The 18,140-nt window shown below is 60.8% G+C and carries 20 protein-coding genes and 3 tRNA genes; 7 read left to right on the top strand and 16 right to left on the bottom strand.

Annotated elements, in window-relative coordinates; all coding sequences use genetic code 11:
- Nucleotides 1–36 precede the first annotated feature (36 nt).
- The 6 genes from BLT85_RS00775 to BLT85_RS00750 form a co-directional block, all read right to left on the bottom strand.
- Nucleotides 37–112: transfer RNA gene (locus BLT85_RS00775), tRNA-Lys, on the bottom strand.
- Between the two features lie 9 nt (nt 113–121).
- Nucleotides 122–198 (bottom strand) — tRNA-Pro (locus BLT85_RS00770).
- Between the two features lie 13 nt (nt 199–211).
- Nucleotides 212–287, bottom strand: a tRNA-Asn gene (locus tag BLT85_RS00765).
- Nucleotides 288–479: 192 nt separating this feature from the next.
- Complete coding sequence (locus BLT85_RS00760; RefSeq protein ID WP_093391293.1) at nt 480–2,024, bottom strand: phosphoenolpyruvate carboxykinase; 1,545 nt, start codon at nt 2,022–2,024, stop codon at nt 480–482.
- Between the two features lie 223 nt (nt 2,025–2,247).
- On the bottom strand, nt 2,248–3,129 hold the full coding sequence (gene hslO / locus BLT85_RS00755; RefSeq protein ID WP_093391290.1) for an Hsp33 family molecular chaperone HslO: 882 nt from the start codon (nt 3,127–3,129) through the stop codon (nt 2,248–2,250).
- A 34-nt stretch (nt 3,130–3,163) separates the two neighbouring features.
- The gene (locus BLT85_RS00750; protein WP_093391287.1) at nt 3,164–3,571 is read right to left on the bottom strand and encodes an RNA-binding S4 domain-containing protein; all 408 of its coding nucleotides are present in this window, start codon (nt 3,569–3,571) and stop codon (nt 3,164–3,166) included.
- Nucleotides 3,572–3,672: 101 nt separating this feature from the next.
- Between BLT85_RS00750 and rimB the strand changes: the two genes are divergently transcribed.
- On the top strand, nt 3,673–4,140 hold the full coding sequence (rimB, locus tag BLT85_RS00745) for a retropepsin-like aspartic endopeptidase RimB (protein ID WP_093391285.1): 468 nt from the start codon (nt 3,673–3,675) through the stop codon (nt 4,138–4,140).
- A 10-nt stretch (nt 4,141–4,150) separates the two neighbouring features.
- The gene (gene rimK / locus BLT85_RS00740; RefSeq protein WP_093391282.1) at nt 4,151–5,056 is read left to right on the top strand and encodes a 30S ribosomal protein S6--L-glutamate ligase; all 906 of its coding nucleotides are present in this window, start codon (nt 4,151–4,153) and stop codon (nt 5,054–5,056) included.
- Between the two features lie 3 nt (nt 5,057–5,059).
- Here the strand turns inward: rimK and BLT85_RS00735 are convergent, their stop codons facing one another.
- The 3 genes from BLT85_RS00735 to yrfG all read right to left on the bottom strand — a co-directional run bounded on the left by BLT85_RS00735 (nt 5,060) and on the right by yrfG (nt 7,072).
- Nucleotides 5,060–5,875: a cytochrome c oxidase assembly protein gene (locus BLT85_RS00735; protein ID WP_093391279.1), complete on the bottom strand. Its 816-nt coding sequence runs from the start codon at nt 5,873–5,875 to the stop codon at nt 5,060–5,062.
- On the bottom strand, nt 5,862–6,329 hold the full coding sequence (locus BLT85_RS00730; protein WP_093397217.1) for a DUF2243 domain-containing protein: 468 nt from the start codon (nt 6,327–6,329) through the stop codon (nt 5,862–5,864). The genes BLT85_RS00735 and BLT85_RS00730 overlap by 14 nt, the downstream gene beginning before the upstream one ends.
- An 86-nt stretch (nt 6,330–6,415) precedes the next feature.
- Nucleotides 6,416–7,072: a GMP/IMP nucleotidase gene (gene yrfG, locus BLT85_RS00725; RefSeq protein WP_093391276.1), complete on the bottom strand. Its 657-nt coding sequence runs from the start codon at nt 7,070–7,072 to the stop codon at nt 6,416–6,418.
- Between the two features lie 69 nt (nt 7,073–7,141).
- Between yrfG and nudE the strand changes: the two genes are divergently transcribed.
- From nudE to msrA, 3 genes are all read left to right on the top strand, one after another.
- Entirely contained in the window at nt 7,142–7,708 is a 567-nt protein-coding gene (gene nudE / locus BLT85_RS00720; protein ID WP_093391273.1) for an ADP compounds hydrolase NudE, read from the top strand.
- Nucleotides 7,705–8,532: a 3'(2'),5'-bisphosphate nucleotidase CysQ gene (gene cysQ, locus BLT85_RS00715; protein ID WP_093391270.1), complete on the top strand. Its 828-nt coding sequence runs from the start codon at nt 7,705–7,707 to the stop codon at nt 8,530–8,532. The genes nudE and cysQ overlap by 4 nt, the downstream gene beginning before the upstream one ends.
- Nucleotides 8,533–8,640: 108 nt before the next feature.
- A complete protein-coding gene (msrA, locus tag BLT85_RS00710) occupies nt 8,641–9,288 on the top strand; it encodes a peptide-methionine (S)-S-oxide reductase MsrA (RefSeq protein WP_093391267.1) in 648 nt (215 codons plus the stop codon).
- Here the strand turns inward: msrA and BLT85_RS00705 are convergent, their stop codons facing one another.
- Nucleotides 9,289–10,776, bottom strand: a complete 1,488-nt coding sequence (locus tag BLT85_RS00705; RefSeq protein ID WP_407920153.1) for an HDOD domain-containing protein — start codon at nt 10,774–10,776, stop codon at nt 9,289–9,291.
- 162 nt (nt 10,777–10,938) lie between these two features.
- Between BLT85_RS00705 and BLT85_RS00700 the strand changes: the two genes are divergently transcribed.
- Entirely contained in the window at nt 10,939–11,796 is an 858-nt protein-coding gene (locus BLT85_RS00700; protein ID WP_093397215.1) for a DMT family transporter, read from the top strand.
- Here BLT85_RS00700 and BLT85_RS00695 read toward each other — a convergent pair.
- The 4 genes from BLT85_RS00695 to BLT85_RS00680 are packed head-to-tail and all read right to left on the bottom strand — an operon-like array spanning nt 11,771 to nt 14,004.
- Complete coding sequence (locus BLT85_RS00695) at nt 11,771–13,003, bottom strand: AI-2E family transporter (protein WP_093391261.1); 1,233 nt, start codon at nt 13,001–13,003, stop codon at nt 11,771–11,773. The genes BLT85_RS00700 and BLT85_RS00695 overlap by 26 nt on opposite strands.
- Nucleotides 13,000–13,233: a hypothetical protein gene (locus BLT85_RS00690; RefSeq protein ID WP_093391258.1), complete on the bottom strand. Its 234-nt coding sequence runs from the start codon at nt 13,231–13,233 to the stop codon at nt 13,000–13,002. The genes BLT85_RS00695 and BLT85_RS00690 overlap by 4 nt, the downstream gene beginning before the upstream one ends.
- Entirely contained in the window at nt 13,208–13,714 is a 507-nt protein-coding gene (locus BLT85_RS00685) for a hypothetical protein (RefSeq protein ID WP_093391255.1), read from the bottom strand. Before BLT85_RS00685 ends, BLT85_RS00690 begins: the two co-directional genes overlap by 26 nt.
- On the bottom strand, nt 13,711–14,004 hold the full coding sequence (locus BLT85_RS00680; RefSeq protein WP_157718090.1) for a hypothetical protein: 294 nt from the start codon (nt 14,002–14,004) through the stop codon (nt 13,711–13,713). The genes BLT85_RS00685 and BLT85_RS00680 overlap by 4 nt, the downstream gene beginning before the upstream one ends.
- Nucleotides 14,005–14,211: 207 nt before the next feature.
- Between BLT85_RS00680 and BLT85_RS00675 the strand changes: the two genes are divergently transcribed.
- On the top strand, nt 14,212–15,393 hold the full coding sequence (locus BLT85_RS00675; protein WP_093391250.1) for a saccharopine dehydrogenase family protein: 1,182 nt from the start codon (nt 14,212–14,214) through the stop codon (nt 15,391–15,393).
- A gap of 21 nt (nt 15,394–15,414) precedes the next feature.
- Here the strand turns inward: BLT85_RS00675 and BLT85_RS00670 are convergent, their stop codons facing one another.
- Nucleotides 15,415–16,257: a 23S rRNA (adenine(2030)-N(6))-methyltransferase RlmJ gene (locus BLT85_RS00670; protein ID WP_093391247.1), complete on the bottom strand. Its 843-nt coding sequence runs from the start codon at nt 16,255–16,257 to the stop codon at nt 15,415–15,417.
- Nucleotides 16,258–16,331: 74 nt separating this feature from the next.
- Nucleotides 16,332–18,128, bottom strand: coding sequence for a GspE/PulE family protein (locus BLT85_RS00665; RefSeq protein WP_093391245.1), 1,797 nt, complete (start codon nt 18,126–18,128; stop codon nt 16,332–16,334).
- Between the last annotated feature and the right edge of the window lie 12 nt (nt 18,129–18,140).

The following is an 18,140-nucleotide window of genomic DNA, read 5'->3' as shown; positions in this document are numbered from 1 at the left end:
TCGCAGGCACACAACGATGGAGGTGAAACAGGAAGGTGGTGGGTCGTGTAGGATTCGAACCTACGACCAATTGGTTAAAAGCCAACTGCTCTACCAACTGAGCTAACGACCCATATAAAAATGGTCGGGGTAGGGGGATTCGAACTCCCGACATCCTGCTCCCAAAGCAGGCGCGCTACCAGGCTGCGCTATACCCCGATCTCGTACAAGATGGCTCCGCGACCTGGACTCGAACCAGGGACCCAATGATTAACAGTCATTTGCTCTACCAACTGAGCTATCGCGGAATTATCTCGAAACGCCTCGACAGGGACCGTAAAGCTGTCACATATCCCCTGCTGAGGCGCGCCATTTTACCGGCCCGGCAAAGCGTGTCAACCCTTTTTCCCGCCTTTTGTAATCAAGGGCTTGCGTCAACCACTTAAAAACAGAAAACCCGCCGTTGGGCGGGTTTTCCGAGACTACTTACCAGCCGCAGATCAGGCCTGCGGACCAGCCTTGGCGATCGACTCGGCCACGTCGAACTTCTTGAAGTTCTCGTTGAACAGACCCGCCAGCTCTTTGGCTGCCGCATCGTACTTGGCCGGATCAGCCCAGGTGTTGCGCGGGTTGAGCAGCTTGCTGTCAACGCCCGGTACCGATTTCGGCACATCCAGGTTGATGACGGGCAGATGCTCGGTCTCGGTGCCGATCAGCGCGCCGGACTGCACCGCGGCGATGATCGCCCGGGTAGTCGGGATGCTGAAACGGGTACCTTCACCGTAACCGCCGCCAGTCCAGCCTGTGTTGACCAGGTACACCTTGCTACCGAAGGCATTGATACGCTTGATCAACAACTCGGCATACTCGCCAGCCGGACGCGGGAAGAAAGGCGCGCCGAAGCAGGTGGAGAAGGTCGACTTGATGCCACTGCCCGAACCCATTTCCGTCGAACCGACCAGCGCGGTGTAGCCCGACAGGAAGTGGTAGGCAGCCTGCTCATTGTTGAGGATCGAAACTGGCGGCAATACGCCCGTCAGATCGCAAGTCAGGAAGATGATCGCGTTCGGCTCGCCGGCACGGTTTTCCACGACACGCTTGCGCACGTGCTCCAACGGATAGGCTACCCGTGTGTTCTGCGTGAGGCTGACGTCGGTGTAATCGGCGACGCGGCTTTCCGGGTCGATGACCACGTTCTCGACGATTGAGCCGAACTTGATCGCATTCCAGATCACCGGCTCGTTCTTCTGCGACAGATCGATGCACTTGGCGTAGCAACCGCCTTCGATATTGAACACGCTGCCCTCTGCCCAGCCGTGTTCGTCGTCACCGATCAGGTTACGCGACTCGTCAGCAGACAGTGTGGTCTTGCCGGTACCGGACAGACCGAAGAACAAGGTGGTGTCGCCTTCGTCGCCAACGTTGGCCGAGCAGTGCATCGGCAGAACGTCCTTGGCCGGCAGCAAGAAGTTCTGCACGGAGAACATCGCCTTCTTCATCTCACCGGCATACTGCATGCCCGCCAGCAACACCTTACGCTGAGCGAAGTTGATGATGACGCAGCCGTCGCTATTGGTACCGTCACGATCCGGTTCGCAGGTGAAGTACGGGGCATTGAGGATCTGCCAGACCGGCTTGTCGGCCGGATTGTGGCGCGGCGGGTTGATGAACAGCGTACGGCCGAACACATTGTGCCAGGCAGTTTCGGTAGTCATCACGACCGGCAGGTAGTGCTCCGGATCCGCACCGACATGGACGTGCGAGACGAAGCTGTCACGGCCTGCAACGTAGGCGGTCACGCGATCCCACAGGGCATCGAACTTTTCAGCAGGAAACTTGCGGTTGATCGGACCCCATGCGATGGACTCGCTGGTCGAGGGCTCATCCACGATGAAGCGATCCATCGGCGAACGGCCGGTTCGCTCACCGGTCTTGACTACCAGCGCACCGGTATCGGCCAGCTGGCCTTCGTTGCGCTGGATGGCCAGTTCGATCAGGTGGGCGATACTCAGGTCGGTATAAACAGTGGTAGTAGCATGCGTCATCTAACGTCGTCCTCTTCGGCCTCGGCCGAAATTTCCATAAAGACCGATCGGCTCGGCCTCAGCACCTGGGGAAAGGGTTCTAGTACAGCGTTTATAAGCGCCGGAGCATCGCGCAAAGGCGCCATTATGCCAAAAAAAAACCCGCCGCGCTAAATCTCACCGCCTCGGCTCATAAATAGAACCTATGGCCGAAGTCGGTCGACTCGGCCGGGCAAGCAAGCTCTCAATGAAGACCCCTGGCACGCTCCTCTGCCGCTTCGAACAATTCTTCCAATGCGTCACGGTCAAAGCGATAGGAGGCATTACAGAACTGGCAATCAACTGCCACTTCGCCGCCCCGCTCATCCAGCAGAGCCAACGCATCCTCACGTCCCAAACTGACAATTGCGTTACCGGAACGTTCCGCCGAGCAACTGCATTTGAATATCACCGGGCCGCTATCGAACAGACGTATGTCTTCCTCGTGATACAGGCGTCGCAAAACGGTTTGGTTATCCAGGCTGATCAACTCTTCAGCGCTGAGCGTATTGGCAAGAATGGACAGATGCTCCCAGGTAGCCGCGCGCTGTTCGGGATCGGTCTGTCGGTCCGGCGGCAGCGATTGCAGCATGAAGCCTCGCGCCACCCGTCCATCAGCTACCAGACGGAACTGGGTGGGAAGCTGTTCGGAGTTGGCGAAGTAGCCTTCAAGCGCACCAGCCAGGGTCCCGCCTTCGAGCGGGACGATGCCCTGATAACGCTGGCCGTCATCCGGATCGATGGTAATCGCTAACACGCCGTCCGGCATCAGGTCCGTCAGGTCATCTCCCGTTATGTCATCAGCGTAACGCGCGATACCGCGCAACTCCTGATCACTGGAGCATTCCACCATCAGCGTCGACAGCGGCCCGGACGACCGCGCCTGCAGTATCAACAGCCCATCGAACTTGATTGCGGTGGAAAGCAACACCGAGGCGGCGAGCATCTCGCCGAGCAGCGCGCGGATCGGCTCGGGATAGTCATGTTTGGCAAGGACCTCTCGGTAAGCCAGTTCGAGCGAGACGAGTTGACCGCGCGCGTCGGCATTGTCAAAGAGAAAGCGCTGGGTGACGTCCGTAGACTGCATAAATGAACCTGTAAAAAAACTGGATTATAGCGATTCAGTCGCCGGACGGCGCGTTGTGCTCGTCACGGAAACGATGGATGGCGCGGCGTTGCTTCTTGTTTGGACGGTGCTCGCTGATGACCATGCCCGCGCCCATGGCCTTGCGCTTGGCGGCGGCTTCCTCGCGACGGGTCACACTTTCCGCGGTTTCCTCGTACAGCAGTTGTGCTTCAGGCGCACCGCGACGCTGGCCGCTTACCGCCTTGATCTCGACAAAGCGAACATCGAAACCCTGGCGGATTTCGTACACGTCACCCACCCGCGGCTCCTTCCCCGGTTTGCAGCGCTCGCCCTGATGCTGCACCTTTCCGCCTTCGATAGCGGCCTTGGCCATGGCTCGAGTCTTGAAAAAACGTGCGGCCCACAGCCATTTATCCAGCCGCACCTTGCCTTCGTCTGTCATAGCGTCTGTACTCCCCTTTCCGGTGAGTTTAACAGGCTTGTCGGAACGGATGACTTGCCCCATGATGCGCGCCATCTGAGGGCGGGATAAGGAGACGTAGTATGAAAACCTTTGACCACCTGAGCGTCATCGGGCTCCGTGAATGGATCGGACTCCCCGAACTGGGCATCAGCCAGGTAATGGCCAAGGTCGACAGCGGCGCGAAGACTTCTGCACTGCACGCCAGCGACATCGAGACCTTCGAGCGCGATGGCAAGACCTGGGTCCGCTTCACTGCTCACACCGGAACCCGGGCGAAGCTGCGCGGCAAGCGCTGCGAGGCCGAGCTGGTGGATTTCAAACGAATCAAGAGTTCCAACGGTCATATTCAGGAACGCCGCGTCATCCGCACACCGCTGGTGCTGGGCGACCGCTGCTGGTTGGTGGAATTCACCCTGACCTGCCGCAAGGACATGCGTTATCGGGTGCTGCTCGGCTGCACCGCTATGCTCGATGGCCAGCTGGTCATCAATCCCGGGACACGCTTCGTCCAGGACAAACCCCAAACATCCCAATTCCCTCAAGGCTGAACACACCATCATGAAAATTGCGGTTCTGTCGCGCAATGCAAATCTGTATTCAACGCGCCGACTGGTTGAAGCTGCGCGCGAGCGCGGCCACGAAGTACGGGTCATCGATACATTGCGCGCCTACATGAACATCGCCAGCCACAAGCCGGCAATCCATTACAAGGGACAGGTACTGGAGGGTTTCGACGCGGTGATCCCGCGTATCGGCGCTTCGATCACCTTTTACGGTTCGGCGGTGCTGCGCCAGTTCGAGATGATGGGTGTCTTCCCGCTCAACGAATCGGTCGCCATCAGCCGCTCGCGAGACAAGCTTCGCTCCCTGCAGCTACTCGCCCGCCGGGGCGTCGGCCTGCCGGTGACAGGCTTCGCCCATTCGCCGGATGATATCCCTGACCTGATCAGCATGGTCGGTGGCGCACCGCTGGTGATCAAGCTACTGGAAGGCACCCAGGGTATCGGCGTGGTCATGTGTGAAACCGAGCAGGCTGCCGAATCGGTGCTGGAAGCCTTCATGGGCCTGAAAGCCAACATCATGGTGCAGGAATACATCCGCGAAGCCGGTGGCGCCGACATTCGCTGCCTGGTGGTGGGTGACAAGGTTATCGCGTCGATGAAGCGTCAGGCAAAGCCCGGCGAGTTCCGCTCGAACCTGCACCGCGGCGGCACCGCCAGCCTGATCAAGATCACGCCGGAAGAACGCATGACCGCGGTACGTGCGGCGAAGGTGATGGGATTGAACGTGGCTGGCGTGGATATCCTGCGTTCGAATCACGGGCCGGTCGTGATGGAGGTCAATTCCTCACCGGGGCTGGAGGGCATCGAGACCACCACTGGCAAAGACGTAGCCGGGCTGATCATCGACTACATCGAGAAGAATGCCCGCCCCAACCAGACCCGCACCAAAGGCAAGGGCTGACCGTCAGGAGGAGCGCCCTCCCGGCACCGGCAGGTCGGTGAACGACCGACCCTGTCGAACCCGCTGGCGGTACCAGCCGCCCAGCATGATCGCAGCGAGCAGGAGTTCGGTGAGATCTCCGCCATAAAACATCAGCTTGGCCGCCGACTCGATCACTGCTGGCGGGTAGCTGACGCCCACCGGCAGCTGCCAGACTACCATCAGCTTGGCGAGCACGGCATGCAGCGCTATGGCAGCGAAAAGCACCAGAGCGCGCAAGCGCAATGACGGACGTCGCGGAGCCAGGTCCGGACCGGCAAGCACGGCCCAGCTGAACAGATAACCCGCGACCAGAAAATGCACATGCAGCAGTCCCTGCAGGAATCGCGAATCAAGCGAAGCCGCGTAAAGCGGTGACAGGTACAACAGGTACATCCCGCCGACATTCAGGATCAGCGCACCGATCGGATGGGTAACCCAGCGCAACCAGCGTGTCGCCAACAATCGGGTGATGAGTTTTGCCCCCCAGCGAGGCAAAGCCTGAAGCGCCAGGGTGATCGGAGCACCGAGCACCAGACCAATCGGCGCCAGCATGCCCAGAATCAGATGCTGCAGCATATGCCCGCGCAGGTCCTCATGCGCCCAATGCATGAACGGCGGCGCCAGGGCCAGCGACATCATCAGACATCCACCGGCAAAGCTCAGGCTGCGCCAGCCCGGCCAGGTCCTGTCGGCGATCTGCAGGCGCAACTGACAGGCGAAGTAGGCCGCGGCCAATGCCACAGCGAACATCGCCGGACCGGTCGCCCCGAGCCCGGTAAGTAAATTATCGAGCGACATCCCTGCCCTCCCTTCTGAACCTTGAAAGTACGCAGAATCCGACGACCAGCAACGCGATACCGACCGCGTTCCAGGTCAGGTCATATAGCAGGGGATCTACACCGTAGCGCACCTGATGAATGCGCAGGATCTTGTGATTGACCACACCATCGAACAGCTGGAAGCCACCCGAGCCCATCAGCACGCCGGCCCATACCATGGCGACATGGAGCATCCGTTCCCGGGCAAGCCCGACAAGCAACACGAAGCCGACCGCGGTTGCGAGCAATTCGATGGCGTGCAGCACGCCGTCAGACAAAATGCCGATGAATGGCGTGGCCAGATCAACGAAATGATGCCACTGGAGAAGCTGGTGAAAGACGATTTCGTCGACAGCCGCCATGACGCCGATGCCGACCAGCACCGCGTACCAGAATGAACGTCGAGCATCGCCTTGCTGACTTATACCGGACACGAGATGCACCAAGAGCAGAAACCTGTCCGACTCTGACTACCTACCCTCGCTGGCGTTCCGCGAAACTCGGAACCGTTAGCCTCTGGTTATAAAGCCTCGGTCAGCACTGAATAGTCTTCCACCGCGTCGAACTCTTCGGTGTCGCGCGGCGCGCCGCGGCTGTCAGGCTGGCGTACCGCAAGCAGCGAGGCGACGCCGAAGTCGCGCGCCGCACGCAAGATGTTCAGACTGTCATCGATAAAAAGTGTCCGCTCCGGATCGAACGGCACCTCAGCCTGAAGCGCATGCCAAAAAGCCTGCGCCTCCTTGGGATAGCCGAAATCGTGCGAACTGATCAACCGTTGGAAGTAGGTCATCAGCTCGACCCGCTCCATCTTCAGCGAGAGCGAGCCCCGATGGGCATTGGTGATCAGGATCACCTGGCGTCCGCTACGCTGCAGGGCCTCGAGAAAATCCCGGGCGTCCGGGCGCAGGCTGATCAGATGAGCGATCTCGCGCTTGAGCTCGACGATCGGCAGATTCAGCTCCCGCGTCCAGTAGTCCAGGCAGTACCACTCCAGCTGGCCCTGTTTGGCACGCATCAGCGGAAATACTTCGGCCTTCGCCCACTCTACTGACTGACCGTGATGCTCGGCGTAGCGCTGGGGCATGTACTCCAGCCAGAAGTGATTGTCGAAGTGCAGATCCAGCAGGGTGCCGTCCATATCCAGCAGGACGGTGTCGATATCATTCCAGTTCAGCATGTGCGGTTGGGCTTTGCGGCATGTGCGGCTATGATACCGAAGCCGTCCCGCCCATACCACGGAGCCCGCATGCCGCAGAAGCCCGAGAGACTCGACGCCAGGATCGTTGCCAAAAGCCGACTATTTACCGTCGAGCAGGTCCAGCTGCGGTTTACCAACGGTGTCGAACGCACCTACGAGCGCCTGGTGAACAAGGGGCAGGGTTACGGCGCGGTCATGGTGGTGGCGATGCAGGACGCGCGCACCGCCCTGCTGATCGAGGAATATTGCGGCGGCACCGATAGCTACGAATTGTCGGTTCCCAAGGGCCTGGTCGAGCCCGGTGAAGATGTTCTGGACGCGGCCAACCGCGAACTGATGGAAGAAGCCGGCTTCGGCGCCCGTCAGCTGGAATACCTGACCCACCTCTCGCTGTCTCCCGGATACATGAGCCAGTCCATAGCTGTGGTACTCGCTAAAGACCTGTACGAAAAGCGCCTGCCCGGCGACGAGCCGGAGCCGATCCGCGTTGACAGCATCGATCTGTACGAGCTTTCCAGCCTCGCCGGACGTACCAATTTCAGTGAAGGGCGTGCCCTGGCCGCACTGTATCTGGTTCGCGATCTGCTGGAGCAGCGAGGAGAATTGCACCGTTGAGCCAGCCACTTCCCTTCGACGCACTCTGCGATCTCGCTCGCGAAGCCGGCCAGGCCACCCTGACCTGGTGGAACAAGCCGCTGGAAGTGATGGCCAAGACCGATGATTCGCCCGTTACGGCGGCCGATCTCGCGGCGCATCGCCTGATCACCGAGGGGCTTAACGCCCTCACGCCAGACATTCCGGTTCTGTCCGAGGAAGACGCCGACGTACCGCTTGAGACACGCCTGAGCTGGCAGCGCTTCTGGCTGGTCGACCCGCTCGACGGTACCAAGGAATTCATTAGCGGCACCGACGAATTCACCGTCAACATCGCGCTGATCGAGAACGGCCAGGTGACCCTGGGCGTAGTCGGCATACCCGCCCGGGACGAGATGTACTGGGGTGGTCGAGGTCTGGGCGCCTGGCAGAGACAAGGTAGCGGTGAGCCGCGCTCGGTTGGTGTGCGACGAGCGGCCGACCCACTGGTAGTGGTGGGCAGTCGCAGGCATTCGACGCCGGACCAGCAAGCGCTGCTCGATCGCATCGGCGCCAGGCGTCGGGTTGAAACGATGAGCGTCGGCAGCTCGCTGAAGTTCTGCCAGATCGCCGCTGGCGAGGCCGACCTGTACCCGCGCTTCGGGCCCACCAGCCAATGGGACACCGCTGCCGCCCAGGCAGTTGTGGAGGGTGCTGGCGGACGGGTCATCGGACTGAGCGGCGAGCGGTTCGCTTACCCCACGCGTGATACCTGGCTCAACCCGTACTTCATCGCGTTAGGCGAACTCGACGACGCCACCCTGGCCGTTGTGCTCGATCAGCCCGCCGCATCCAGCGGGACCTGACTGTCTATCACCATACGCCTGTCGCGCTGCGCCGATCAGCGCTGGCGCCAGCTTGAGTAAGCCCTACACTGGGTCCAACCGTCCTTTTCGTTTCATCAGGAGTTCGCCATGTTTTTCCAGCGCGTCCCCGAATACAAACTTCGCCTGCCTACTCCCGAGGAAGCATTACCCGGGCGTAGCGAGCCGCTTCCAACGGCCAATGCCCATACAGTGCTCGGCACACCGATCAAGCCCCCGTTTCCGGACGGCATGCAGCAGATCATCTTCGGCATGGGCTGTTTCTGGGGCGCCGAGCGGCGTTTCTGGGAGGTGCCCGGCGTTTACACCACGGCAGCAGGCTATTGCGGCGGCCTTACGCCGAACCCGACCTACGAAGAGGTGTGCTCGGGCCGGACCGGACACAACGAAGTGGTACTGGTCGTGTTCGACCCGGACAAGGTGTCCCTGGATGACCTGCTGAAGGTGTTCTGGGAAGCGCACGATCCAACCCAGGGTATGCGCCAGGGCAACGACATGGGAACCCAGTATCGCTCAGGGATCTACTTCTTCGGGCCCATGCAACATGCCCATGCTGAAGCGAGCAAGGCGCAGTTTGCCGACGCGCTGCAGGAAGCCGGCCTTAATCCGATCACCACCGAAGTCATGCCCGCGCCGACCTTCTACTACGCAGAGGCCTATCACCAGCAATATCTGGACAAGAACCCCGGCGGTTACTGCGGCCTCGGCGGCACCGGCGTATGCATGCCGCGCGGGTAATCAGTTACGCCGGCTCAATGCGTTGAGGCAGGCACCGGTCAGCTCGGTAAAACGCTTGAAGGCGGCGAACTGACTCTGGCTCAACGCGCGACCGGAAATCCGCATGTCGCCGTAAAGCACCCCGATCTGTCGGTTGCCTGCCAGGATCGGGGCGATAAAGAACATGCCTTCTCCCAGCCAGTCCCGCATCTGCTGAGGCACCATGCCGCTCAGGGCAGCGGTCTTGGCCGTGCCGACCCATAGCGCCTCGCGCTGTTCCAGCGCATAGCTGAAGATATTGGTGTCGGTCTTCGAACACAGCAGATTGAAGTCCTGCGTCCAGTGTTGAGTCCCTTTGCCGATTACCCGCCGCGCCTTGAAGCGTGACTGGTTGTCCGTCAGAACGGCGAGCATCACCCGCTCCAGCCCGCCTCCCAGGTGTAGGCCGTTCATCAGCGTACTGAGCGTGGTGTCGACGTTGATCGGACTTTTGGTCATCAGCGCCATGTTTTGCAGCGACAGTTTGAGCATATCCAGGTTTGGCTGCAGTAGCGGTTCCTGAACCACGCTGCGCGCCTGCTGCGCCGGTTCGGCATCAATTGCCAGCAGAGCGGAGAGATCCAATGGCAACTCGCTGGTCCGCGGTATCCACGCACCGAGATCACCATTCGCGCAGGTGCCGGCCACATGAATGGCTTCGTCGGTGCTGGCGAGAATTTGCTGCATGGCCTCGTCGGGCGCCACGCCGATCAAGCCTGCGACCTGGCGAGCCAGGTCCTGCATGGCGTCGGTAGCCCAGCCGCGTTCTGCCGTTTCGGCAATCGCCGAGCCCAGCGCTACGGTGCGAGCGGCAGGACCGTTGGCGGTTCGGCTGGCCTGCACCAGTTGGCCGATCTCGCCGAGGTTCCAGTTTTTCAACAGTCCCAGCGTCAACTGATCAAAGCTGGTACCTAGCACCTGCTTGGAAGCGCGCTCACGGTCGTCCGGCGAAGCCTCGAGCGCAACCACCATGCGTTCGGCCTCGTCGGCATTGGCGTGGCTCCAGAAAGCCAATTCACCGAGATGGCGCAGCAAGGTGGCGATGAAGATTTCCTCCTTCTCCGCCAGCGATATGTACTGCGCCAGGTTGCGCGCCTGCATGGCTCCGTGGAACGAGCGCGCCAGCAGCGACTGTAGCTGATCGCGTGGCGAGCCCTTGAGCAGGCCATCGAGCAGGCTGACCGAGAGGCCGATCATGCGCACCTGATCGAAGCCGATCACTACCACCGCGCGCGAGATGGTCTTGACCACTTCACGGCCGGGGTTGCAATAAACGCTGTTGCTGACGCGAAGCACTTTGGAGGTTAGCGATGCATCACGCAGCAGTACGTCGGCAAGTTGTCTGACCGACGCGGTTTCGGACTGCGACAGACGCAGCAGATCGTGAACTACCACCGACATGGCCGGCAATTCCGCCTTGTGCAGGCGCGTGATCCATTGTTGTAGTCCTCGGGTGCCGGTGTCGCTCAAGAGCATCTCCAAAATGATGTGGCATGTTGCTATCGGTTATTCTATCGCGAGCTTGAGCGCCACGACGAATCGACCGGACGAAGCGCGGCCGCTAGACTGTGCCGCTTCGACCAAAAGCTGCCCTTTGGGGCACAGTGGATGTTCTACGTGAATACCTTCTCCATGACGCACGGCCGCGCTCTGGCAAGCATGCATGTCGCAGCGCTGATGTTCGGCCTGACCGGAATATTCGGCAAGCTTGCCCAGGCCGGGCCAGGCGCCATCGTTCTTGGTCGTGCCGTATTCGCGGTCATAGCGCTCGGGATCTTCGCTCAACTGTTCCGTCAACCCATGTTGCGCGGCCTGACGCGCACCCGGATATTGCAGTTGGCTGCCTGCGGACTGCTGCTGGGCATTCATTGGCTGACCTTTTTCCATTCGGTGAAGATCGCCGGGGTCGGGATCGCTACCCTCGGCTTCGCCAGCTTTCCGGCCTTCGTGGTATTGCTGGAGTGGGTTGGGTGGCGAGAGCGGCCAAGCCGCCGCGATCTGCTGAAGGTGGGGCTGATCGTCATCGGGCTGGTCCTGGTCACGCCGCACTTCGAACTCGGCGCCGAGGCAACGACCGGCCTCTTGTGGGCGGTACTTTCGGGGCTGTGTTTCGCCGCGGTATCGGTGGGCAACCGACTGACCAGTCTCGACCTGTCGCCAGTACAGGTGGCCTGCTGGCAGAACCTGACGATCCTGGCCTGCCTGTTACCGGTCAGCGGCGTCGCCCTGTTGCAAATGCCGCCTCTGGACTGGTTATGGATTGCCTTGCTCGGGCTGCTCTGTACCGGTCTGGCGCACGGTCTTTTCGTCGCCAGCCTCAGCGTACTCAAGGCACGCGTCGCTTCCCTATTCTTCGCGCTGGAGCCGGTTTACGGCATCCTGTTCGCCTGGTACCTGTTCGGCGAACAGCCGACGCCGCGCATGGTGCTGGGCGGCGCCTTGATCATTGGCGCGCTGGTTCTGGTCAAGCGTCCGCCTGAGCCGGCCTGAACGAGGCCTGCGTCTCGATCAGACGCACCCAGGTGGGGAAGACATTCAGCTGACCGGCAATGAGCTTCACGGAAACCAGCAATGGGACCGCCAGCAGCACTCCGACCGCGCCCCACAACCAACCCCAGATGATCAGCCAGACCATGATCACCAGCGGATTGAGCCGCATGTGCATGCCCAGTACCGTTGGCGTGACGAACTGCGCTTCGATCAGATTGATGCCGAAGTACACCAGTGCCGGAAGCAACGCAGCCCATTCCAATCCGTACTGGGCGATACCCGCGAAACAAAGGATGAGAACGCCAATCAACGGTCCTACGTAAGGCGCGTAGTTGACCAGGCCAACCAGCACCCCCCAAAGCAGCGCATCCTCGACACCCATCAGCCACAGCGCACTGCCCGTCACCAGGCCCAGGCAGGCATTGATGACCGTGACGGTGACGATGTAGCGCGACAGTTCCTTCTGGATGGTCCGTACGAGAATGACACTGATGCGCTTGTTCTTCACCTCGGGGCAGATCTGGATGAAGTTGGCGAACAGACTCGGACCAAAGATCAGCAGAAACAAAATCAGGATGATTGCCGTGAGAAACTGCGCAATGACCAGCGGCGTCGCACTGAGAACCGACAGCAAGACCTCTATGCCGCCCTGCTTGATCCGCGCGGTGACCTCGCCGCCCTCTTCTTGAGCTTCCTCCCGGACTGGCGCAGGCTCGGTAGCTACCGGCTCGTCCCGACGCAGGAAACCAAACAGGCGAAAGCCACCCTGTTCCGCCTCCGCTTGCGGTGGCATCTCAATCGTTGGCTCACTCAGCTCGAAAGCATCGGTGAACGAGTCCACTTGTTCGGCCAGGGTCGCTGATATCTCCGGAAGACGTTTTGCCCACTTCTGCGCAGGCTTGGAGAGCTGAACAGCGAGAACGGTAAATGGCCCGAGCAGCATGGCGAGCAACACTACCGCAGACAGCGTGCGCGGCACGTGCACACGCTTGAGCCCACTCACCACCGGGCTCAACAACAGCGCGAACAACAGCGCCACGACCATGGGCATGATCAGAGATTTTGCAAAATAGAGGGTGTACAGCAGGGCAAGCCCCAGCAGCCAGACTAATGCTACTGAAGGTCTGGGCTGGGGCTGCTCTTCATCTGGTGAGCTCGGCGTTTCGGTAAGTTGGCCGAGCGGCTCCGTGCCGCTCTCGTCGCTCATGCATCAATTTCCGGATCCATACCCGAGCCGCCGGAGAAGGCGTGCGCCAGGTGCCAGATGCGCAACCCCTTGAAGGCCGTGCCAAACAGCCCGGCCTGGGTACTGCCTTTCAACGCTCCGATGACAACACCCAAAGCAAGACCACCGCCTACCAACCACCACGGGGAGACGTTGTTACGTATCGACTCCCAATGCTTCTGGCCGTCAAGCTTTACCAGACTGTGTTCCATCTTCAGACGATCGTCCAGATCCTGAATCTTCTGAAGCTGATCCTTCCGTTTTTTCGCCATCCTGATAGCCCTCCTTGAAGGCTTGAATTTGCCGGCTTGTAGCTGGCAATGACAGGCTCTTGCTGTACTTCTTGATCATTCCAAGCATGATCAGTATCGGCACGACCTGCACGGCGATAAATACACCAATCCCCAGCGCTACCGACTCGCTGGGCACGTATGCCAACCAGGCGAGCAAAACCGACAATCCAATCCAGGCCAGCAGGCCAAGCGGAAGCATAGCCAAACCCAGCACCGCGATGCGCTTGGCATCGGATATGGCCAGGCCCAGCTCAGCGAACAACAGCTTGAAGAAATCTCCGCCGGTGGTCGCCGCCTGCTTCGCCCATTCCAGCCACTCGCTAGGGCCGGTATGGCTGTCTGGATCGGCACTTGCCGGATCACCGCTCCCCGGGCGGTTGTCGTCCGGGATCGTACTCATTTCTTAGAAGACGTGCAGAGCTTGGAGACGACGAAACCTGCGGCGAATGCGATGCCGACTGCTGCCAGCGGACGCTCGCGGATAAAGCTGTTCGCCTGCTCGTTCCACTCACCGGCCTTTACCTTGCCCTGTGAATAACGGCTGTTGGCTTCGTTCTTCAGGTCGAGCCCAGCGGTGCCAGCGGCACGCTTGAAATGCTCCTTGGCTTCCAGCAGGTTGTTGTAAGCAGACATCACGGCATCACGTCCGGTGTTAGCTTCCTGTTCAGTGTCCTTGCTGACTTTGCTCATGGGGCTTTCGTTGTTTGCAGCGGCCATAGGTACGCTCCTGATTTGTTCGAGATGAAATGTCAGACTGAATGCCTCACACATTAACTTGACCACCTCGCCGCCGCTGTGTTCCCTTGCCTTGGCAATCGCGGGGCCCGCCGGCGCTGCAACATGTCCGTAGTCGGGCCGATCATGAGCCAATCGCCATCCATACAGGAGAACTCAATCATGCCGCAAAACGCCGACTTCGACATCGTAGTTTATGGGGCGTCCGGGTATACCGGGCGCCTGGTTGCGGAGTATCTCAGCCAGGAATATGCCGACGACGCCAACCTGCGTTGGGCCATGGCTGGTCGCAACGAAACCAAGCTGGCTGAGGTGCGTGATGAAATCGGTGCGCCGACCGACACGCCCTTGCTGATCGCCGACACCGAGGATCCGGCGAGCCTGGACGAACTGGTCGAGCGCACTCGGGTGATCATCACCACGGTGGGTCCTTATCAGTTGTATGGCTCGGCGCTCGTCGCCGCCTGCTCCAAGGCCGGAACCGATTATGTCGATCTGTGTGGCGAGCCGGCCTGGATGCGCCAGATGATCGATGCCCACGAGCAGACCGCACGCGATTCGGGTGCGCGCATCGTCTTCTCCTGCGGTTTTGATTCGATTCCGTTCGATCTGGGTGTGTTCTTTCTGCAGGAAGCGGCCAGGGAACGCTTCGGCCACACCGTGCCGCGCGTCAAGGGCCGGGTGCGCAAGATGAAAGGAACCTTCTCCGGCGGAACCGCCGCCAGCCTGAAGGCGACCATGCAGGCGGCGAAGGAAAACCCGGACATTCTCAGACTGCTGGGTAACCCGTTCGCCCTGGCGCCCGGATTCCAGGGGCCGACGCAACCTCCCGCCAGCAAGCCCGAGTACGACGAGAATCTCGGCAGCTGGGCTGCTCCGTTCATCATGGCAGCGATCAACACGCGCAACGTGCACCGCTCCAATGCGTTGATGGACCATGCCTACGGGACCGACTTCGTCTACGACGAGATGCTCCTTACCGGACCGGGTGATCAAGGCAAGGCGACGGCCGACGCGGTTGCCGGGGACCGTTCACTGTCCAGCGACAAGGCGCCCAAGCCGGGCGAGGGTCCCACGGCGGAAGAACGAGAAAACGGTTTCTACGACGTGTTGTTCATCGGCGAGGCGGAAGATGGCCGCACGCTGCGTGCTAGCGTTGCGGGCAAGCGCGACCCGGGTTACGGGTCGACCTCACGAATGATCGCTGAAAGCGCGATGTGCCTGTTGCGCGACGCCACCGACACCCCTGGCGGCATCTGGACCACCGCACCGGCCATGGGCCACAAGCTCATCGACCGTCTGACCGAACATGCAGGCCTGACTTTCAAACTGGAAGACGCCTGAGCAGCGCTCGCCGGGTGACTGCTACGGTTGCCCGGCGAGCCAGTCCATACGCCAGCCACCCTCACCTGACTGGGCCAGCATGCCAGCCAGCCATGGCAGCGCTACGTCCAGCTCCTCCCACAGCGGCCACGGCGGATTCACCAGCATCAGCCCTGAACCATTGAGGCCCAGGCGCGTGTCCGTCGGTCGCACACTGAGTTCGATGCGCAGCACCTTGGGCAGCCCCGCTTCGCTCATGTTGCGGTAAAAGCCCCGCAACAGTCGTTCATCCTTGATTGGATACCAAAGCGCAACCACCGTCTGGCGCATCCGCTGGATCGCCAGTTGGACCATTTCGACGCAACGGTCGAGTTCGTCGGTCTTTTCGAACGGAGGATCGAGCAGCCAGAGCGCACGCTTCTCAGCCACGGGCAAAAAAGCCTTGGGCAGCTCGTAACCGTCACGCTCATGTACGGCTATAGAAGGCTGAGAGTCGAACTGGCTCTTGAGCGTCGCCGCATCCTCGGGATGCAATTCACTGAGAATCATCCGGTCCTGCTCTCGCAGGGCATCGGCGACGATCTGTGGCGACCCCGGGTACAGGCGCAGCGAACCGCTGGGATTGTGACGGGCGACAGCATCCCGATAGTCGGCAAACAGCCCGGGGAGATCGTCGCGGTCGAACAACCGGCCGATGCCGTCTACGTATTCGCCGGTTTTGCTGGCCGCCTCGCCTTGCAGATCGTACATAGCCGTACCCGCGTGACTATCGAGATAGCAGAACGGAGCATCCTTGCGCTGCAACAGGCGAACCATGCGCAGCAGAACGGCATGCTTGAATACGTCAGCGTGATTGCCGGCGTGGTAGCTGTGGCGGTAATTCATCGTCAGTCCAGCGGTGGCCCGGGTAGAGCGGCATTCTAGCGGCGCGCGGCCGGATCAACCACCCGACCAGGCAATCAATGCTGACTGGTCGGAGTGACGCGCAACACTTCCTCAATGGTGGTAAGTCCTGCTCCGACCTTTTGCGCCCCGGACAGGCGCAGGCTATGCATGCCTTCCTTGTAGGCCTGCCGACGTAGGGCATCCAGATCGGTATCGACATGGATATTGCCGCGGATCGTGTCGGTCAGAGGCATCAGTTCGTAGACCCCCGCGCGGCCGCGATAACCGGTTTCGCGACATTCCGGACAACCTACCGGGCGATGCGCATTGCTCGGCAAGGCCGCGTTCCATGGCCGGGTCAGCTCGCGCCAGGCTTCGGCGTCAACCTCGGTCGGCTCCTTGCAATGCGGGCAGAGCGTACGCACCAGCCGCTGAGCCATCACCCCGAGCACAGTGGCCTTGATAAGATAGGCTGGCACACCCAGTTCGATCAGACGACTGACGGCGCTGGGCGCGTCGTTGGTATGCAGCGTGGACAGAACCAGGTGACCGGTAAGCGCCGCCTGGATAGCCATCTCCGCGGTTTCCAGGTCGCGTATCTCACCGATCATGATGATGTCCGGGTCCTGGCGCATCAACGCGCGCACGCCGCTGGCGAAGGTCAGCTCGATGTTATGCTGCACCTGCATCTGATTGAAGCTGTCCTCCACCATCTCGATCGGGTCTTCGATGGTACAGACGTTAACCTCAGGCGTAGCGAGCTGTTTGAGCGTTGTATAAAGCGTGGTGGTCTTGCCCGAGCCGGTGGGTCCGGTCACCAATATGATGCCGTTGGGCTGCTTGACCATGGCCTGCCAGCGTCGCTGGTCTTCGCCGGAAAACCCGAGCTTGTCGAAGCTTCGCAGCAGCACGTCCGGATCGAAGATCCGCATGACCATTTTTTCGCCAAAGGCGGTCGGCAGCGTAGACAAACGCAGTTCGACTTCGTTGCCCTGCGGCGATTTGGTCTTGACCCGGCCATCCTGCGGCTTGCGCTTTTCCGCCACGTTCATTCGCCCAAGCGTTTTCAAGCGCGCCACCACCGCAACGGTGACCTGCAGCGGGAAGGTATAGACCGTATGCAGCACGCCATCAATACGCAACCGCACGCTACCGGTTTCGCGTCGCGGCTCGATGTGGATGTCACTGGCACGTTGCTCGAAGGCGTACTGAAACAGCCAGTCGACAATGTTCACCACGTGGGCATCGTTGGCGTCCGGCTCCAGACCCATGCTGCCCAGGTTGAGCAACTGTTCGAAGTTGCCGATGACGCTGTTTTTCTGGTCGCTGGCGTTGGCGCCGCTGACCGACCGGGCCAGCCGATAGAACTCCACCGAATAGCGCTGCAGGTCGGCAGGGTTGGCGACCACGCGTCGAATCTCGCGCTTGAGCACGTGGACAAGGTTGGCTTCCCAACTGCTGACGAAGGGCTGCGCGCTGGCGATGGTCACCTCTCGATCATTGACCTCGACCGCAAGAATCCTGTGTCGCTGGGCGAAGGCGAAGGACATGAGCGGGGTGACGGCAGCGACATTGATCTTCAGCGGATCGATCCGATAGAACGGCTGGTCAGCCTCGGTTGCCAACCAGCGGCTGAGGATGTCGATGTCCAGCGTTTTCCCGGGGCGTGCCTTGTCCGAAGGTGCCTGGGCCGCGATGAACTCCAGCGGGTGCGCCCGGGCGCCGTCGCCGGTAGCGGCACGACGCAGTACGCTGAGCTGCTCGGCAGTTTCCAGTTCCAGTCGCCCCTGGGCGACCAGAGCATTGAGGATGTCGGCCAGGTCCAGCGGCCGGTCGCTTCCAGGTAGGGCCAGGTCGCGCAGGTGATTCATCCCTGTTCTCCT

It is taken from the genome of Halopseudomonas xinjiangensis (assembly GCF_900104945.1).
Classification (GTDB): Bacteria; Pseudomonadota; Gammaproteobacteria; order Pseudomonadales; family Pseudomonadaceae; genus Halopseudomonas; species Halopseudomonas xinjiangensis.
The sequence above is the reverse complement of the archived record's forward strand: the minus strand, read 5'-3'. Positions and strand labels throughout refer to the sequence as shown.

What these genes read in the sequence shown, in the direction of transcription:
- BLT85_RS00760 (WP_093391293.1), bottom strand. Translation starts at nt 2,024, where the DNA reads ATGACGCATGCTACTACCACTGTTTATACCGACCTGAGTATCGCCCAC.
- BLT85_RS00750 (WP_093391287.1), bottom strand. Translation starts at nt 3,571, where the DNA reads ATGACAGACGAAGGCAAGGTGCGGCTGGATAAATGGCTGTGGGCCGCA.
- BLT85_RS00665 (WP_093391245.1), bottom strand. Translation starts at nt 18,128, where the DNA reads ATGAATCACCTGCGCGACCTGGCCCTACCTGGAAGCGACCGGCCGCTG.
- rimB (WP_093391285.1), top strand. Translation starts at nt 3,673, where the DNA reads ATGAAAACCTTTGACCACCTGAGCGTCATCGGGCTCCGTGAATGGATC.
- msrA (WP_093391267.1), top strand. Translation starts at nt 8,641, where the DNA reads ATGTTTTTCCAGCGCGTCCCCGAATACAAACTTCGCCTGCCTACTCCC.
- yrfG (WP_093391276.1), bottom strand. Translation starts at nt 7,072, where the DNA reads ATGCTGAACTGGAATGATATCGACACCGTCCTGCTGGATATGGACGGC.
- BLT85_RS00670 (WP_093391247.1), bottom strand. Translation starts at nt 16,257, where the DNA reads ATGAATTACCGCCACAGCTACCACGCCGGCAATCACGCTGACGTATTC.
- BLT85_RS00685 (WP_093391255.1), bottom strand. Translation starts at nt 13,714, where the DNA reads ATGAGTACGATCCCGGACGACAACCGCCCGGGGAGCGGTGATCCGGCA.
- nudE (WP_093391273.1), top strand. Translation starts at nt 7,142, where the DNA reads ATGCCGCAGAAGCCCGAGAGACTCGACGCCAGGATCGTTGCCAAAAGC.
- BLT85_RS00680 (WP_157718090.1), bottom strand. Translation starts at nt 14,004, where the DNA reads ATGAGCAAAGTCAGCAAGGACACTGAACAGGAAGCTAACACCGGACGT.
- rimK (WP_093391282.1), top strand. Translation starts at nt 4,151, where the DNA reads ATGAAAATTGCGGTTCTGTCGCGCAATGCAAATCTGTATTCAACGCGC.
- hslO (WP_093391290.1), bottom strand. Translation starts at nt 3,129, where the DNA reads ATGCAGTCTACGGACGTCACCCAGCGCTTTCTCTTTGACAATGCCGAC.
- BLT85_RS00735 (WP_093391279.1), bottom strand. Translation starts at nt 5,875, where the DNA reads ATGTCGCTCGATAATTTACTTACCGGGCTCGGGGCGACCGGTCCGGCG.
- BLT85_RS00675 (WP_093391250.1), top strand. Translation starts at nt 14,212, where the DNA reads ATGCCGCAAAACGCCGACTTCGACATCGTAGTTTATGGGGCGTCCGGG.
- BLT85_RS00695 (WP_093391261.1), bottom strand. Translation starts at nt 13,003, where the DNA reads ATGAGCGACGAGAGCGGCACGGAGCCGCTCGGCCAACTTACCGAAACG.
- BLT85_RS00700 (WP_093397215.1), top strand. Translation starts at nt 10,939, where the DNA reads ATGACGCACGGCCGCGCTCTGGCAAGCATGCATGTCGCAGCGCTGATG.
- BLT85_RS00690 (WP_093391258.1), bottom strand. Translation starts at nt 13,233, where the DNA reads ATGGAACACAGTCTGGTAAAGCTTGACGGCCAGAAGCATTGGGAGTCG.